General features: G+C 43.0%; 15 protein-coding genes. 6 read left to right on the top strand and 9 right to left on the bottom strand.

Going from position 1 to position 18197, the window contains the following annotated elements; all coding sequences use genetic code 11:
* The first annotated feature begins 224 nt into the window (after nt 1-224).
* Nucleotides 225-776, top strand: a complete 552-nt coding sequence (locus LH29_RS01470; RefSeq protein WP_045025791.1) for an REP-associated tyrosine transposase — start codon at nt 225-227, stop codon at nt 774-776.
* Between the two features lie 414 nt (nt 777-1190).
* Here the strand turns inward: LH29_RS01470 and LH29_RS01465 are convergent, their stop codons facing one another.
* The 3 genes from LH29_RS01465 to LH29_RS01445 form a co-directional block, all read right to left on the bottom strand.
* A complete protein-coding gene (locus LH29_RS01465; RefSeq protein ID WP_045025790.1) occupies nt 1191-2000 on the bottom strand; it encodes an arsenite methyltransferase in 810 nt (269 codons plus the stop codon).
* A gap of 1318 nt (nt 2001-3318) precedes the next feature.
* Nucleotides 3319-3888: an RNA polymerase sigma factor SigZ gene (gene sigZ, locus LH29_RS01450; RefSeq protein WP_052670521.1), complete on the bottom strand. Its 570-nt coding sequence runs from the start codon at nt 3886-3888 to the stop codon at nt 3319-3321.
* Nucleotides 3889-4310: 422 nt separating this feature from the next.
* Complete coding sequence (locus tag LH29_RS01445; protein ID WP_045025787.1) at nt 4311-4886, bottom strand: hypothetical protein; 576 nt, start codon at nt 4884-4886, stop codon at nt 4311-4313.
* Nucleotides 4887-5535: 649 nt separating this feature from the next.
* On the opposite strand from LH29_RS01445, the gene LH29_RS01435 reads away from it, so the two are divergent.
* Nucleotides 5536-6468, top strand: a complete 933-nt coding sequence (locus LH29_RS01435; protein WP_052670519.1) for a prenyltransferase — start codon at nt 5536-5538, stop codon at nt 6466-6468.
* Between the two features lie 20 nt (nt 6469-6488).
* Here LH29_RS01435 and LH29_RS01430 read toward each other — a convergent pair whose 3' ends face one another.
* The 6 genes from LH29_RS01430 to LH29_RS23525 all read right to left on the bottom strand — a co-directional run bounded on the left by LH29_RS01430 (nt 6489) and on the right by LH29_RS23525 (nt 14454).
* Nucleotides 6489-7856, bottom strand: coding sequence for a DUF92 domain-containing protein (locus LH29_RS01430; protein ID WP_045025785.1), 1368 nt, complete (start codon nt 7854-7856; stop codon nt 6489-6491).
* Nucleotides 7857-7974: 118 nt separating this feature from the next.
* Nucleotides 7975-8955, bottom strand: a complete 981-nt coding sequence (locus LH29_RS01425) for a tocopherol cyclase family protein (RefSeq protein WP_045028435.1) — start codon at nt 8953-8955, stop codon at nt 7975-7977.
* Nucleotides 8956-9560: 605 nt separating this feature from the next.
* Nucleotides 9561-10091: a CIA30 family protein gene (locus tag LH29_RS01420; protein WP_198152321.1), complete on the bottom strand. Its 531-nt coding sequence runs from the start codon at nt 10089-10091 to the stop codon at nt 9561-9563.
* Nucleotides 10092-10549: 458 nt separating this feature from the next.
* Complete coding sequence (locus LH29_RS01415) at nt 10550-11839, bottom strand: outer membrane protein assembly factor BamB family protein (protein WP_045025784.1); 1290 nt, start codon at nt 11837-11839, stop codon at nt 10550-10552.
* A 467-nt stretch (nt 11840-12306) separates the two neighbouring features.
* Complete coding sequence (locus LH29_RS01410; RefSeq protein ID WP_045025783.1) at nt 12307-13278, bottom strand: alpha/beta hydrolase family protein; 972 nt, start codon at nt 13276-13278, stop codon at nt 12307-12309.
* A gap of 63 nt (nt 13279-13341) precedes the next feature.
* Nucleotides 13342-14454: an acyltransferase family protein gene (locus LH29_RS23525; protein ID WP_082063372.1), complete on the bottom strand. Its 1113-nt coding sequence runs from the start codon at nt 14452-14454 to the stop codon at nt 13342-13344.
* A 284-nt stretch (nt 14455-14738) separates the two neighbouring features.
* Between LH29_RS23525 and LH29_RS01400 the strand changes: the two genes are divergently transcribed.
* The 4 genes from LH29_RS01400 (at nt 14739) to LH29_RS01385 (ending at nt 18163) form a co-directional block, all read left to right on the top strand.
* A complete protein-coding gene (locus tag LH29_RS01400; protein ID WP_045025782.1) occupies nt 14739-15503 on the top strand; it encodes a hypothetical protein in 765 nt (254 codons plus the stop codon).
* Nucleotides 15504-15640: 137 nt separating this feature from the next.
* A complete protein-coding gene (locus LH29_RS01395) occupies nt 15641-16186 on the top strand; it encodes a transposase (RefSeq protein ID WP_045025781.1) in 546 nt (181 codons plus the stop codon).
* 342 nt (nt 16187-16528) lie between these two features.
* The gene (locus tag LH29_RS01390) at nt 16529-17818 is read left to right on the top strand and encodes a citrate (Si)-synthase (RefSeq protein ID WP_045025780.1); all 1290 of its coding nucleotides are present in this window, start codon (nt 16529-16531) and stop codon (nt 17816-17818) included.
* 141 nt (nt 17819-17959) lie between these two features.
* On the top strand, nt 17960-18163 hold the full coding sequence (locus LH29_RS01385; protein WP_045025779.1) for a YgaP family membrane protein: 204 nt from the start codon (nt 17960-17962) through the stop codon (nt 18161-18163).
* Nucleotides 18164-18197 lie beyond the last annotated feature (34 nt).

Below are 18197 nucleotides of genomic sequence, written 5' to 3'. Positions count from 1 at the left end.
ATATTTTCATCTACCACCCCACCCCCGTAAACGCGGTACCCCCCTCCTTGGAGGAGGGGAAACGTTCGTGCTACATAGCCATGCAATCCGTTACGGCTTGCGTGCTTCAATAGCTATTCGAAAGGAGGAAACACATTCGACTCCGGCCTGCCCCTCGTTTGCAACGAGGGGCTAACTCACCGTTGATTGTATCGACACAAGGAAATATGTACCTTTAAACAAAAATGCCTGCAGACAATTATTTCATTGAAGACCAAAATGCGCCTTATTTTCTAACCTTTACTGTTACCGATTGGGTAGATATATTTTCACGAAAAGAATATAAACTGGAAATCGTTAATTCTCTAAATTACTGTGTTGCTAATAAAGGCCTGACCGTATATGCCTGGGTACTTATGTCTAATCATCTGCATTTGGTGTGTAGTGCACAAGAAGGATTCAGAATTAGTGATATAATCCGGGATTTTAAAAAATTTACTTCGAAGACAATTGTAAAGCTGATTCAGGAAATACCCGAAAGCAGAAGAGACTGGTTACTCTATCGTTTTGAACTGGCAGGTAAGTTTGATAACAGAATCAAAAAATACAAATTCTGGCAGGAAACAAATCATGCCATACTTCTTGACACAACAGATAAGATAGATCAACGCATTAATTATATCCATGAAAATCCTGTAAAAGCTTTAATTGTAGCTCATCCACACGAATATTTGTTTAGTTCGGCTGTTGATTATGCCGGAGAACAAGGACTGGTTTCCGTACAAACAGACTATTAATCGATTGCTTCGTTACAAACGAAAAACCGTTTACCCCTCGTTGCAAACGAGGGGTAGTAGGAGCCTTCGATATTGAATTTAAAAATGAATATTTATTTGAATGGCTGGATGATTGATGTCGGCGACATCAAACGTTTATAGAAAATACCCCGGTGAAGAAATGCGACTCCGGCTGGAGTCGTATCCTCTGCCCCTCGTTTGTAACGAGGGGCCAATTCTCTGTCGATTGTATCGACACGGTAATAGGCTTTAACAGTGACACAATCGCACCAATAGTTATTTAGTTAGGCTATGGATTATGCTGGAGAATGATGCCTAGGTGCTCTGCAATCAGAAAGAAAATCAACCGCTTCGTTACAAACGAAAAAATTACTTACCCCTCGTTGCAAACGAGGGGTAGAAAAAACAAAAACCTTAAGGTTTACGGGCTTCAATAGCTGCCGAAACGATATAATCGTGAATGGAAGTGCCCGGTGCCCATTCGCGGATAAACTCACGGCTTTCGTCTTTGGGGCTGATCTTTATGTCGGTAAATCCGGATTGGGTAAGCATCGTCTCCAGTTCGTCGGTGGTAGAGGCTCCCGAGATACAACTGGAATACAGGGCCATATCTTCCAGCACCTTTTCGGGTAAAACGGTGGTGGCAATAACATCGGAAACGGCAATTCGCCCGCCGGGTTTTAACACGCGGATCACCTCGTTAAAAACCTTTTGTTTTTCGGGCGAGAGGTTGATCACACAATTTGAGATGGCCACATCCACACTTTTGTCGGCCACCGGAAGATATTCGATCTCGCCAAGGCGGAACTCCACGTTGGTGTACCCTCCTTTACGGGCATTTTCGCGTGCTGTGGAAATCATTTTCGGAGTCATGTCGACACCAATAGCGAGGCCGGTATTTCCCAGCTGGTTGGCTGCCAAAAACACATCGAAGCCGGCACCGCTGCCCAGGTCTAAAACCGTTTCGCCCTTTTTTATGGCCGCAATGGCCTGTGGATTTCCGCAGCCCAGTCCCAGGTTGGCCCCTTCGGGAATGTTTTGTAACTCGCTTTCAGAATAGCCCAGTTGTGCCGATATGTGGTAAAACGATTCGGCGGGTTCGGGTGCACAACAAGTTTTTCCGTCTTCGGTAAGACATCCGCAACTGTTTGCCGCATTCTTTTCGGCTACCCGGCTGTAATTTTCGCGCACAGCCTCTCTGATCTCGTCGTGATTCTTTTTCATTGTAATTGTTTTAATGTCTATTGGGTAGACGGAGAATAAAAAAAAGGTTGCAAACATTCTGTTGTACGACCTGCCTCTTCCCCCTGAACAGCTTATATATCAATATGATTTTTAGGATTTTTACCCCATCCCTGAAGGGTGAAATCCTAAAAATCAATCTGGTTCCCTTTAGAGCTTAGGGTAAAACAGATTGATTTTTTTAATCACCCTCTGCGCCTCGTTACAACCCAGGGATAGAAAAGATGCCAGAGGCATCAAATGTATATAGCCATTAGCGAGGTAAAACATTCGACTCCGGCTGGAGTCGTACCTTCATTCGATCCATATTTGCTATAAACATTTAAATCCTCCGGATTTAATTTTTTCCTATGAACCCGGATTTCCTTCTGTCTGCCTCTGCCCCTCGTTTGTAACGAGGGGCCAACATCCTGTCGATTGTATCGACAACATAAAGTCTATAGGAGATTCAATCGTACCACTATTTATCTGGTTCGGCTATTGAATAGACCAGAGAAGGAAATCTGCTTGCACTGTATTTGGAAAGAAGGTCAAATGTTTCGTTTCAATATGATTTTTAGTATTTTTTACCCCAACCCTGAAGGGTGAAATCCTAAAAATCAATCTGGTTCCCTTTAGGGCTTAGGGTAAAACAGATTGATTTTTTTAACCACCCTCTGCCCCTCGTTACAACCCAGGGATAGAAGAGATGCCAGAGGCATCAAATGTATATAGCCATTAGCAATGGTAAAACATTCGACTCCGGCTGGAGTCGTACCTTCATTCCATCCATATTTGCTATAAACATTAAAATCCTCCGGATTTGATTTTTTCTTATGAACCCAGATTTCATTCTGCTCCGCACAAACCAGCCCCTCTGCCCTCTGCCCCTCGTTTGTAACGAGGGGCAAACTTACTGTCGATTGTATCGACAACAGGAAATATGTACTCACTTGAAACGAGTCTTACTACTTGCGCCAAAAATGAAAAGATAATCGATTGTTTAATTACAAACGAAAAACAATACACCCCTCGTTACAAACGAGGGGTAGAAAGTCCGAAAAGACGTCCTTCTGAATTCATTTCAGAATCTTACCGGAACGATATTCAGCAATTAAAGATCCTGAAACAAGTTCAGGATGACGAAAAAAGAAACTTTTAACAGAATATCGTTTCAATATGATTTTTAGGATTTTTTACCCCAGCCCTAAAGGGTGAAATCCTAAAAATCAATCTGGTTCCCTTTAGGGCTTAGGGTAAAACAGATTGATTTTTTTAATCATCCTCTACCCCTCGTTACAAACGAGGGGTAAAAGCAGCACTAATTATTGCATGATTTGCAATAGTTCGGATTGGATTCGTAATTCATGATATTGCCATATTTATCGGTGTAGAAAATACAGCATTCGGTGAGTTTTTGTTTGAGCAGCAGGCGGCCCCTGTGTACCCTGGTTTTTGCTGCCGAATACGAAATACCCAGGTGAAGGGCCAGCTCTTTTTGCGACATTCCCTTTATTTCGGATAAGATGAGTGCTTCGCGGTATTTTTCGGGAAGCCGGTTGATAAAGGGTGCTACCCAGCTTTCTACTTCGTCCATAACATCGTCGCTTATCTCGTCATCTTCTTCGAGCGGTAACGAGGCGATGTCTCCCTCCTTTTGTGCTTTCCGGAAATGATCGACCATGGTATTCCGGGTGATCTGAAACAACCAGCTTTTAATTTTGGTACTGTCTTTTAAAGACTCGATGTTGGTGAGCATCTTAAGAAAAACATTCTGAAGCAGGTCTTCTGCCGTTGCCTTGTCCGTCACACTTTTGCGTATAAAGCGCAATAGCTGATCGTAATACTCATTCCAGACAGTCTCGATGTGGATGTAATCTTTATTTTCCATTGTTGTTCATTCTATACTAAGTAGACGATCTTTTTGAAAAAGGTTGCAAAACCCGTTTTGTTCATCAAACAACAGCGAATGTTTTGGCTAATTTACGGTTTTTGGGTGAGGGTTGGGAACAACAAAATACCACGAAGTGGTAAAATCCGAATAACCGCGGGTGCAACCCGTGAAAGAATGCCTAACACGAAACAGCCATGGAGTGGTTGAATGTAAACCATTAATTGGGAAGAGTATGATTCACCCCTTTCAGGGATGTAACGATACAGTGTTTCTTTCCCCGGGCAGCGGACTATCGTCCTCGCCCGGGGTTATGCGTATTTAATCCCTTTGGGATAATGGAGTGAAATCGTTTTGGTTGCAAGTTCGTTCCAGTCCCCCTTGGCGAAGAGGGAACTAAAAGGGGGGATTGAAAATACATCTTACAAAAACATCGGATCGAAAACCGCGTTGTTTACCACCTGGTGGGCAATTACAAAGAGTACGGTGAGTACAAAACCAATAAGTAAACGCCCGGCAATGCGGAGTTGGGGTTGTGCTTTCAGCACCCATAAAGCTGTACCCGTCACAAAAAGCGCAAGAAAAAGCCAATCAATAAAATGGCCGTTGTAAGCTGCCCCCAGCGCTGCCTGTGCTTCCTGAAACTCGGTGGCATCGTGCCCGCGTCCCACCACTATAAACCGAAGCGTATACATACCGGGCATGGCCAATACACCGGCCAGTACAGCCGAATCGTACCTGAATTTTTTCAGCCCATACAACACCATTATTCCAAGAGTAACCAACACAGTTCCTAAAATACCTCCCAGTGATACCTGCTGTTGTAAAGCCTCCGGTATGGTTTGTAAAATATACTCTTTTGCCGGCGTGGGAATGGCCCCGATCCCTTTTACCCAAACCGGAATACAGTGCCCCAGTTCGTGCACATAAATACTTAGAAAAATGGTCAGAAAATACACCCCCCAGAGATTTAGCTCCTTTTTAAAATCGAGTTTCATGAGATTGATAAATGGTTAGTAATACTTGTTTTTTATTCTACCCATGAATATACCCCCGGCCCGTTGTACGCAAAATATTTTTCGACAAATGTGGGGCTTTTGGGGATGAATGGGCTGCGGGTGAAACAGAGATTGCCAACAAGGCAGCGGACAATGAGTTAGTTTATCCCGGCACGATGGTCTTCTGTCCGCTGCTTGACATACCCCCCAATGAGTGCAGACTTATTTAGTGCTTTTTTTACCGATGAGTATCAAAAACCAACAAACGTTTATCAGACAGATAAGCAGAAAACCATAACCCACATAGTTTTTCCAGGTTCCTGTATCTTCCGGTTTCAATAAAAGGGTATTAAACAATCCAACAACAAAAGGTGGTAAGAATGATAATGATCTGGTTTCGCATGCGGTTGTTTTTCATCGTATTGGTTTTTTTTGATCGTCTGGACGAATAATGCCTTTATCTTCTTTGTGTACAAGAATTTTTCGGCTATCTCGCTCGCTGCTAAATAAATACAGTTTACTATGGTTTTATTACAAAACGGAAATCTACCGCCTGCAAGAATAAAAATAAAATGGTTCTTCATTTGCCGTATTTCTTTGTAATTTACAGCCTGTTGATAGAAACTATACACGACCTAAAACAAAAAACATGAACGAGAATCCCGGTATTTTGAAAATGATTCGGGCACCATTCCTGAGCAGTATTATTGCGCCCATAGTAATTGGTACATTATGGAGTGTCGGCGTAAAAGAAAGTTTTGATGTGCTGAATTTTATTGTTGTACTGCTTATCGGGCTTGGTCTGCACGTGGCCACCAATGTGTATAACGATATTTACGATACACTGCAGGGCACCGATAAAGTGAATGTACACCGTAATGAATCAAGTGGAGGTTCGGGGGTGCTGCTCGACAATCCTGATCTGATGGGAAAGATGTACTTTTTGGCGCGCACAGCCCTTGTTATTGCCCTGATGGGAACCGTCGCACTCACTTTCCTGATAGAAGAGGAATTGCGTATGCTACTGTGGATATTATTTCTGGTGTCGGCTTTTTTTAGCAAATATTACACAGCTCCGCCGTTTAAACTTGCTTACCGTGGTTGGGGCGAAGTGTCGGTGTGGCTGGCCTTTGGTCCCATGGCCATTCTTATAGCGGCGGTAAGTCAAAACCTGGTCTTTCATCCGCAACTGCTTTGGTTACTGCCCACCACAGGGCTCAGCACTTCGTCGATATTACTGGTCGGACAAATGATCGATCTGGACGCCGACCGGAAAGGAGGAAAACACGGAGTGGCATCGCGTTTGGGAACACGCTTTACATCGGTTTTGTATGTATTGGTGCAGCTGGCTCTGGCCGCAAATATCGTTTTGCTGTTTACGCAATATCCGGGCAATACATGGCCGCTCTTACTGGCATTGCTTCCATATATTTTGTTGTTTCCAAAAGCCGCAGGTATCGTTCTGAAACAACATGATAACCCGGACCAGTTAAAGGCCGGTGCAAAACTAACCGTGCTTATCCACCTTGTTTTCTCGGTGATGTTTATAGCTGGGTTTGTTATCTATAATTTTTTGAATTGATAAAACTCTTTTGGGTCAATCTACAAAAACAGGAAATGTAACAGCAGGAAAAACACCAAGGCCGTAAATGATCCTCCCAGGTTTACCAGGTCGTTTGGCGTGAAAGATTCAGGTTTTTGCAGCTTTTTAAAGAAAGCTGACTTATAGAGTTTCTCCTCGACAAAAGCCCCTAAAAAGGTATCGGCAAAACAGGCCAGAAATGCGGACAAGGTCAGTATTCCAATATCAGGCAGGTTCCACATATCAAAAAACAAATAATAGCCCCCGGCTGAGACCAGGAAAGCTCCTGCCAGTGCCGCCATTGTTCCGCCCAAAGAAATTCCACCTGTTACGCCTGCTTTGTGCATCTTCCAATCGGCCACCGAAAAACTTCTTTTATTAAAAAGCGGACCCGCCTCGCTGGCCCATGTGTCGGCAGTAACGGCGGCAACACTGGCAATAAAAAAGAAAATAAACAGCTCATTCGCGGTCGCAAGATACAACACCGAACTCAGCAGTGCCCATAAAATATTGGCCATTACCTGCCAACTATTTCTTCCGCCCGATGGCCTGTTCTTCCTTTTGCGCATTGGATTTAGCAGTGTAAAAATCACCGAACTCACGAAGAAAAACAATACCGGCAACAACCAATTCCATCCGGCAACAACCAGTAAATAAAATCCCAGTGCTCCGGCTGCCAAACTTCCGTAGCGGGTGAGCAGTTTTAATGAATTCAGCAGGTAGGTACCCACAAATACGATTATCAATACCACACTTACAAAAAGAAAATCGGGCTGTTGGGTGTACTGAAATATAAAAAACAATGTCAGTCCAACGGGTATCGATAAATTATCGGAGCCGCGCCACGAAACAAGTTCAAAACAGGCGGCAAGCAATAGTAATGCAACAACAAAATACACATTGGCGAATAGAGCCTGAGGCAAAAAAACGGCAAACACAAACAGGTTTGCAAGCGAATAAGCCATTAGTCCGTACAGGCTTTTTTTATCCTGGCCTATCCGGAACAGGATATTGCCGGCACGGATTCTTCCGAAAAGGTTGGCCAGCGGATCGGAAAGTGTCAACACCATAAGTGCAGTTTGGAAATAATAGACGGGCAAACCGCCCAATAACAGGAACGACAGCAGTATACCCAGCGGATAAAACAGGGTACCCAGGCTCTTGTTATCGGTTTTATGAACAAGCTGCAGCCACTTATGCCGGAAAGTGGCAAACGAAAAAACAGAACCGGCAATAATCAGGATCAACAAAAGCTGGCGACTTATGGTGAAGGTTAAAAACAGAATAAGCAGCCCGGTTACCAGATGTACCAGTTTTCTGACCGTTAAAGCGTTTCTTCTTTTTGTCAGGGAAGTGGTCTTATTTCTTTCATGAATTTCGGTTTCCAATGCGTTTGTTTAAGCTTTAAGTATCCCTGCTATTGCTTTATTTTCTAAATATAAGGAAGATCGTTGGAACTGAATTCCAGCATCTCAGATTTCTGTTTGTGCCTGGTTTGTTCCCTTTTCAATCTTCCAGGGTAATTTCTTTAATTTTTCCGGCTACTTCGAGGGCAGCATTACGGCCGGTATCGTGGAAGATAACTTTCCCGCTTTTTTTATCGGTAAGGGTAATGTCGAGTTCAGCGGTCATACTTTCGCTGATGCGCCCGTCCATAAAACCGGCTATGGGAGAAGCCAATTCGGTAGCCAAATGGCGGTGTGCCAGTACTTCGAGGCGGTATTTTTTGTTTTCCATCAGCAATTCTACCTGCTTTTTGTCGGCCAGCGAGCGCAACAGTTTGGTGCCGTTATAGGTGGTAAACTGATACAGCTTTCCGTTGACATACAAACCGGCAATAAAGCCCACAAAAGAACTTCGCAACCACGGAATTTTTGCCACCGAAGCTTTAAAGGAAATTTCCGCCTGGGCAAAGTGGTTCGACTGCATCCAGAAATACGCCGATGGAAAGGAATGGCCCCAGTCTTTTTCGATATAACCGCGTCCGCCGCTAAAATCGACTGCCCGCCCGTGAATGGTTAAAGTGCCCTCCAACTCGTGATCCATACTTACAATACCGTGGTAGCACTCCATAAAAGGCACAAAAGTATAGGGCCCCATTATCCCCGGCGAATACCACTTATTGGGCCAGGGAACCATGTTTTTAAACTGCAGCGTTCCGTAATAGTTGTTGAGTTCCAGTTGCATGCTGTTGCCTGTAAATTTACTCCCGTCGATACCAACAGAGAAGGAACCGGAATCGGCAGTAAAGGCTTCGGCCGGAAACTGAAGGTATTCGGCTGTTTGCGCCTTTCCGTCAAGCACCTGTATAAAAGCATGCTGATTGCCCTGATCGTCCATGGCAATACCGGGGATAAAGGCAAAAGCCTCCTTCCCTCCCGCCGACAAAATTTTATAGTACCAGCCTTCGAAATATCGTTTGCTGCGCCCCCAGCCGTGGTAACGTTCGGGGTGAAACAATGCTTTTATTTGTTTTATTGGATGCATATTCATTAAAGATAGAAAGAATATTCTGGTACTTTGTTTTCGGTGTTCGTGATTACAAGAAAAGGATGGCTTCGTTACAAACGAAAAAATTACTTACCCCTCGTTGCAAACGAGGGGTAGAGGAGTTCCTTCCGGACAGGAAATCCTTTTTCCTATAGCTGAAAAGGATTCAAAAATGCCACCGCTGACGATAAAAAACTAAAAATAAATTCCTTTCATTAAAATCAAGAAACTTCCCGATGCTAATGATCGGGACAGGCTCTCCTTTTAGCCCTTCCTCCCTATGGGCTAACGAGCGTCGAACAGACTTGATTTTTTAACGCTTTCTCCATTTATATTCTTCACGCTTTATCTCGAAAGCGGACCTGAGAGCAAACTTGGTGCGGGCTCGTCAAAAATCCGTCAATCGGGCTAACCCGTAACATTGAAAAAACGCAAAGGTTATTTTTTGACAAGATTTTTGGTTCCTTTTGATCGAATGCAAAAGGAACTGCCCGTCTGGCATGAAGACAAAAGCTACAGAAATGAACCAGCTTTATGTAGAAGACAGAAAAGAAGATGGTAATAATTAAGATATTCGGATTGACTTTCAGAAGTCTATTGCTCTATTCCTTCAGAAGCTCAATTTTATCGATGGTTAAACGAAAGGCTTCTTCCTTTTTATTGCCGATTAACAGGGCGAATTCTTCAATTTTCCCTCCCGCAAAATTGGGCATATCGAGGGTACGGCCCCGGAATGACGGGTACATATCCCTTAAAGGAACTTTGATATCCTGCCAGTCGCCATTGGTGGAAAAATAGGCAATGTACGAGTAGTAGTCGTCAGCCCAGTTTTTAATGCGTACCTGGTAACGTTTTCCATCGCCTTTCACCCGCAACGAAAGAAAGTTATAGCCGGTGGTTTCAATAGCCGGAAAGCGGTAGTGCACCGATGAAAATCCTCCATTGTTTTCGAGCGATACCTGCCCCTGAAAAACGGCATTACCTTGCGGGTCAATTTCAAAAGAACAGGTAGAACGCCCACCCATTACATCGTCGTTAACGGTGTACCAGCCATCGAGTGTGGCAGTTTTTGTAAAATCATACAATACCTCGGTGTTCATTTGCAAAAAAGCGATTAAAATGAATACTAACATTTTGCAGGGATTTGTGTTACGAACGATCGGTTGCCCTAAATGTCCGTAAACCATTTGTTATCCTTACTAAGGTAGTGAAAAATTGGGAAGATGGGAATGAGATTAATTCGGTCTAACTCTGCCACTCGTTTGCAACGATGGGTTAACTCACCGTCGATTGTATCGACACCTGAAAATATATACTCAGCTGGTAAGTTAGACCACGCGAAAGGATTCGCGCGGCAGCGATGGAAAGAAATCTTTTCAAGAAGAATATCGGGCGTTTTTGAAAGCCTTCGATATTGAAATTAAAAATGAATATTTATATGAATGGCTGGATGATTGATGTCGGCGACATCAAACGTTTATAGAAAATACCCCGGTGAAGAGATGCGACTCCGGCTGGAGTCGTACCTTCATGCCATCCATATTTTCTATAAACGTTTAAATCCTCCGGATTTGATTTTGTGGTTACAAACCTAACTTTCCTTCAACTGCACACAAACAAGCTTCTCGTTGTCGCGGGCCAATAGTTTTCCGTTGGCATAGGCCATTGGCGACCAGGCTTGCGACCCTTTCATGGTAAAAAACGAGGCTTTGCCCACTTCTTTGTAGCCTTCGGGTGTGGGCTCGATCAGGTGCAGATCGCCGTTTTTACCGTTTTGGTTGATAATCATTCCGTCGATCATGATGATGGCTCCCAACTCGAAACCCGGTGCCGATTTTTCGGGCCAGCAGCTTTCGCCCTGCCAGTTTAAACACGACATTTCATTTACACGGTGATTGTTGTTCAGGTAAATATGCTCGCCGATCACCACCGGAGGATGCATTTTACATCCGGCCTCTTCGGTGCGGAAAAGTTCATTAAAGCTGAATGTTTCATCCTCCTTATTTACTTGCAGCATTATGGTTACCGGATCGTACGCGTCTTTGTAGGCACACGAGGTGAGTAGTAAATGGGTATCATCAACCGCAACCGGAGGCGCAATACAGGCAAACGAATCGAAGCCTTTGTAACTCCACAGTTCTTTACCGGTTTGTACTTCGAAGGACACTACCTCGTCGGTGGTAAATCCATCGCCTTTAACACACGAGCTGGTCATAATCACCTGCTCAACACCGCCATAGTTGCCCAAAATCGGCGACACATGAAAACGGTAGCCTGTTAAACGACGGCTTTCCCAAACCACCTCGCCACTGAGTTTGTTGTAGGCTACCACCCCGGCTTTTTCGCCTTGCGGAGCTACAATTACCAAATCGCCGGTAACGATTGGCGATGCCGAAAACCCCCAGTTGTCGAGTTCGCCACCATAATCTGTCAGCAGGTTATGCGACCAAACGGATTGTTGTGTTTTTTTGTCGATACAATGAAAGTGCCCGTGCGGCCCAACACTCCACACATAGTTATCGTCAACCACCGGCACGGCCCGTGAACCCGGGTAGGGCAATTCGCCCTCAGCTTTGTAGGTAAAGTTCCACTTTTCGGTTCCTGTTTCCAGATCGATGCAGCGTAACACATCGCTTTCACCTTTAATGCGGTCGAGGACAAACACCTCGTTGTTATATACTGCAGCTCCGCCATAACCGGGTCCCAGCGGGAATTCCCAGGCTTTATCTGGGCCATTCTCGGGCCACTGGCGCAGTATTCCTGCATCGGTGATTGTGGCATTTCTGTCGGGGCCAAGGTATTGCGGCCAGTTGTTTCCTTTTTGCTGCGAACAGCTTACTAAAATAAATGTAAATACGGCTAGAAGTAGTCGATTCTTCATGATGAGATTTTAAAATGGTTTTTCTCAAAAATAACAAAAAAGTAGTTGGCGCAAATGGGTGTGAGGTTAATAGGTTGTTAAGGAAGATTGCTTCGTCGTCCCTCCTAGCAATGACAGGGATTCAAGTTTAAGTAGGCAGCGGACAATAAACATGTTCATCCCTGCACGATTCTATCCTTTCCGCTGCCCAATAACCCTAAACCGGGTGTCATTGCGATCCCGATGAGTAAAACGAATCGGGAGAAGCAATCTTAATCACTCTTATATAAAAACAAGGGGTAAAAAATGCGATAGTACTACCACCCCATCCGTCGGCTGACGGATACCCCCTCCTGACAAGTGGGGAATTGAAAATCAGCGTAGCTAAATTTTCGTGCTCCATGCTTATTTTTAGTTCAAAATCGAATTGAAATGCAAATAGTTTCTCCTCCTTTGAGGAGGAGTACCGCTGATGTAGTGCAACGGAATCAGAGGGGAGGTGGTGTTTGATTTTCATTCACGACCTCCTCAAAAAACGCAACAACATCTTCCTTTACTTCCTGTGGGTGTTCATGCCCGATGTTTTCGTAAAGCCTGATGTCGGCATTTACACCTGCATTCTGATACATCCGGCTACACGTTTTCCATCGTTTGGGAAGCATCTGTTCGCCCAGCAGTTTAAAGATCTGTTCCCGTTCTGCTTGCGAAAAAGCATCGTCGTAGGGCACGGCATCATTATCGTCGAGCTGCCCCATAAAATAAAACTGTGGTGTTTTTAAAAAGGTTTCTTTCTGAAAAGCACTACCGGTTAATTCTTTCATGTCGTTGGTGCCAATCGGATAGTTTAGTATTTCCTCATCAAGGCTGTTTTCAGGAAGCATTAATAAGCCATTGAGTCCTCCGGCGGCCACAGCACGAACACGGTCGGGATGAAGCAGGGTAAAGCGGTTGGCAAACGTTCCTGAGGCAGAAAATCCGCTTAGCAGAAACTGATAGTGCGACGGAATTCCTTTATCGGTTAGCAGGTTTTGTGCGTGTTTATACATTTCGATAAGCTGCAGATCAATTCGTTTTAAGGGTTGTTCCTCCTGCAACATCACATCGCGGTCGAGGGCATGCGTATAAATCTTCCAGTTTGTTTTTGAGCGGGGAAACACCGGAACCAGAAGCGGACAGTTGAGCTTTCGGGCTACATAATTTCCGAGATAGAAGTCTTTCGTTGCGGTACGTTTAGCTTTTTCAATATGATTTTGCAGATCATCGTCGGCAAATCCCGAATTATTGGGTTCTATTAACACAAAAGCCTTTTCATCCGTTGACACCCCCTTCGGTATAAACAGGAAATAGGGGTATTGAAAAGCATCTGTTTCTTTGGGTTCGATAAAAAGAAGTTCTCCGCCGGGATTACTGCATCCGGCAATAAAACCCAACAGTACAAAGTAAAGCAGGCGTTTCAGCATAGTTTGTATTCGTTAAAAAAGTAAGCTTATTCGTCTTAGTAATTCTGGTTTTATTACGTGAATTTACACCACTTTTTTCACTCCCGGCACTTGCCGGATGAGCCAGGCCAGTGCAAAACAAACCACCAAGGCCAGCGGTGCCAGCACTACTAACTTAAGCAATTGATTGATGTTTTGCCAACCCACAAAAAGGGCACTTAATGCCACAATTATGGGTGCATGAAAAATAAAAACGCCGTATGCACTACCGGATAATTGCTGCGCCAAAATACCTTGTTTATTGAAATATCTTTTTGCCAGGCCAAACAGTCCGATGATCATTGCCACACAAACCAGTTGCTCCCAAATAGCCCATACAAAACTCTGCCAGGTTGCACCTCCCACAAAAGCCTCAATACCTTTTTCCTTTCCACCAACATACAGCACTACAGGCAGCGCTACCCAGATCATTACCTGCGCAAAAATAAACCAGCGTTTGGCACTTTTAAAGCTAATGGCTTCGAGCCAGTTGTTGTTGTAGGCGATAACCCCAAAAACCAGCATAACAATGTACTGCACAAAAAACGGGAACTGTAAATTGGTATAAGGCATGCTCCATCCCACCGGTAACCACAGCCGTATAATATACTGGCTTAAGCCAACAATAAATGCTCCCAACACCAACATTCCTGTACCGGGAAAACTCATTTTAATGTTCCATTTCAGCTTACTGAATGGCAGGTAAAGCAGGGTGAAAATAAAAAGGGTTTCAACAAACCATAAGGGACCAAAACCCCAGGCACGCGGATTGGTGAGATAATCAGTAAAAGTTATCGCATGGTGGTTGATAAAATAATCGCGAATAAAATTGGTTAACGGATTCAGGAAAAAATAAAAAACCACCAAAGGAATTCCCAGGCGTACCAGGCGGTCTTTTAAAAACCGTCCCGTTGTTTTTCGTTTTATGGAAGCGGCCGTAAAATAGGCCGATATAAAAAAGAACATACCCATAAAAAAGGCCTGGTTGGTAATATTAAACATGGCCTGAAGTATCATTTCCGGCATACCGGCTTCCGATTCATTGTAGTACCAGTCGCCTGGCGCTCCGTAGGTGATGTTAAAATGTAACAATACAACCAAACAGATTAGAAAAATGCGAAGGTTATCGATGTAAAATAAGCGAGATGTTGATGACATGGCAGCGGTAGTTTTTAGTCTGTTAACTTCATTTTGGCTTTAACGGAATCCTCATTAAACAAGTTTCCCATAATTCTTTGCAAAAATTACACGTATCATCGGTTTTACGAAATGATTTCGATAAACAACTACGAATGAAGGACTAACGATGAAGGATTAACGATGAAGGATTATTGGAAATGGCATTAAATGTTTTAGAAGAAGGTAAACTGACCACAAAACACATTGATAACCAATTCAATCTGATTTCGTAAAGACAAGAGTAAATCAAAAAAATTAACCAAATGAAAACAACAGGAATTATTATTTGTCTTTTCCTTTTTATGGGAATTGTTTCGCTACAGGCACAAGAGGCACCTGCCATGCCCGAGAACTTTTTAGTATTTGAAGAGTTTGTACAACCTGCCGATCTGCCATCGTTTAACAAAATGCAGCAAGAGGCGATTGATCTTTGGAAAAAATTTGAATTCGAAGTGCCAGTGTATACCTACAGAACCGATGTAAGTTCGTTTTACTGGGTAGTGCCTTTCGAGAATTTTGCAGCTTTAGACCAGGTGTTTGCAAAAGCTGGCGAATTAGGCGAAAAAATGAAAGATGATGGTTTTGATTCCAACAAAAAAATCAGGGATCTATCTACAACGCGCGAAACAATTATTCACTGGAATAAAGACCTGTCGTACCATACCGACGATTATGCCGGCCAGACAAGAGACAACCGGTATTGCGAATGGACCTTTTTCTATTTAAAAGCCGGCCACGATAAAGAAATGGCAGAAGCTGTGAAAAAATATATTGAATTTAGCAAGAGCACAGACGCAAACTGGGGCTGGGATTTGTATACCGTTACCTTGGGTTACGACTCGCCATGCTGGATCGTTATGGACCGGGCGGAAAATCCGTTGTCGATGCGCAAACTGGAAGCATCTCTTCAGGAAAACTATTCGGAAAAACTAAGCGAGTTATGGGGGAATATACAACCACATCTTCGCAAAACAGAGGTGGTAACGGGTTGGTTCCTTCCCGATTGGTCGCTTAATTTTGAGCAATAACCAAGCAAATTTGGTAATTCCACCACTACTCTGAAATAACGGCCGGGGCTGTATTCATTTAAAATACACAGTCCCGGCCGTTAAGTTTATCTCCAATCTCTTTCAAAAATTTATATAATGCTTATCTTGATGGCATTATGCCTTCAATAAAAACAAAGACACCACTTTTGGGAGGTGGTTATTACCATCTGTTTAACCGCGGTATCAATCGGGAAAAGATCTTTTTCACAACTCCAAATTATCATTATTTCCTCTTGCTAATTGAAAGATACCTAATGCACTATATGGATATTCTTGCATACTGCTTGTTGCCCAACCATTTTCACCTAATAGTAAAAATTAAAGATGAGGTAGAGGCCGGGGCTGTATCTGAATCGAAAATACAGCCCCGGCCTTTACTTCAAAATGAAGAGGAGATTGGGAAACTTGCCAGTAAACAACTAGGACGATTATTTACAAGCTATGCAATGGCTATAAATAAACAGGAAAACGGAGTTAGTAACCTATTTGACCCAAAATTCAAAAGATTAGAAATTGACCAACATGAATACTTGGAATACTTGATATTTATACTCATTATAATCCTGAAAAACATGGTCTTTCCAATAATTTCAAAACCTATTTCTTCAGTTCCTATAATGCTTTATCCGGTCAAAAAAAGACAAAACTTAATCGGAAGTTAGTATGGGAAATTTATGGCGGTCAGGAAGAATTTCTGGATTTCCACAATGGAATGCATAGTGAAGTGAAACAAGTTATTATTGAATAGATTGAATCTCTATATACTGGGGCTGTATTGATTTAAAATACACAGCCCCGGCCTTTTTATTTAATTTTTTACTACAGCGTTTCTTCATCTGAAGCAGGCTCCTATTTCTATCCGATTTTAATGTAAGAGTATACGATTACAAGTAAGCCAGGATGTGAAACCATATCGTTTAAATCGCAGTAAATAAATATGTAACGGACAGCAAGATTAGGCTGCTCATAAAGTGGCCTAAACTTTCGTCGATAAATTGTAAGCCATGGAACTATTAAAAAAGAATGTAAACAAGCGAAAGGAGATTCTGGGCGGGGAAATTGCCGATATTCTGAAGAACCATGCCGATACAACCGTTGGAGAAATTAAAGTAAAACAGTTGCTGGGTGGCATGCGGGGAATGACTTCACTGGTGTGTAATACATCTTTTGTTGATCCTTACAAAGGATTGTTTATCAGCGAATATTCAATTCCGGAATTTGAAGACCGTCTTCCTGAAGAAATATTTTATTTGCTCTGTGCCGGAAAATTTCCCGATGACGATGAAATGGCGGAATTGCGGGAAGAAATCAACGCCAGATCGAAACTTCCGAAGTTTATGTGGTCGTTTATTCGCAGCCTGCCAAAAAAAATGCACCCCATGACCCTATTTAGCATGTGTATTCTGTCCATGGAAGGGCGGTCGGTATTTAAACAAAACTATGGCACACCGGAAATGACCAAAGCGCAGTACTGGGAATATACCCTTGAAGATTCGTTGAATCTTTTATCAAAACTACCAACAATTGCCGCTGCTATTTATCGTATTCATTTGTTGGGAAAGCAGCCTATAGATTACAGCCCGAGACTCGACTGGAGCAACAACCTTGCTCAAATGTTAGGAGTAAATTCCGAGCGTTCATTTTCGGAGCTGTTAAGGCTTTATTTGGTTTTGCACTGCGACCACGAGGGCGGAAACGTAAGTGCCTTTACCTCGAGGGTAGTGAACTCTGCACTTTCAAATATTTATTATGCGGCATCGGCCGGGCTTAACGGACTGGCCGGACCATTACACGGACTGGCAAACCAGGTATGTCTGCAGTTTATTCAGGGTATTCACGCTCAATTGGGCGATTCGCCAACAACCGACGATATTACCGCCTACATCAATAATGAACTGGAAAACGGAAGAGTTATCCCTGGTTACGGACATGCTGTGCTTCGGATTACCGATCCGCGCTTCTCAGCATTTATGGAATTTGGAAATAAGTACTGCCCCAATTCTGCTTACCTGCAAACCGTAAAAAAACTATACTATGTGGTACCCAACATTTTAAAAGATTATAAAGGAGGAAAAGTAGCCAATCCATATCCCAACGTAGATGCTATTTCCGGTTCACTGCTTTATCATTACGGAATTAAAAAATACGGTTTTTATACTGTATTATTCGGCCTTTCCCGGGTTCTTGGATTTTGTGCCCAAAGTGTTCTTGCCCTGGGATTGAACCAACCAATTATACGGCCTAAAAGTGTGACCAATAAATGGTTGAAAGATAAGCTTGAAAAACAAGAATAGTGTTAACTAGAAATGATAACTCTCAACACTTTATACCTTTCACTTGTTTACAATGGCAGGAAAGGTTCAGGGACAACAGATGTATCAACAACAATGTATAAAATTGACAATTAGATCGTTAACAAAATTAAAATATAAGAGATGAAGAAAAACATGGGAATCGTTGACAGGGTTTTAAGAATTATTGTGGCCGCAGTGCTTGCTGTACTCTATTTTACAGGAACTGTAAGTGGAACGCTGGGAATCATTTTACTGGTGGTTGCAATCGTCTTTTTACTGACCAGTATTTTTAGTGTTTGTCCAATGTATTTGCCACTTGGGTTAAAAACAAATAAGGACAATTAACAACAGATTTGCCTCTTTTTTCTGCCGATTATAG

The organism is Draconibacterium sediminis, from assembly GCF_000949475.1.
GTDB lineage: Bacteria > Bacteroidota > Bacteroidia > Bacteroidales > Prolixibacteraceae > Draconibacterium > Draconibacterium sediminis.
The sequence above is the reverse complement of the archived record's forward strand: the minus strand, read 5'-3'. Positions and strand labels throughout refer to the sequence as shown.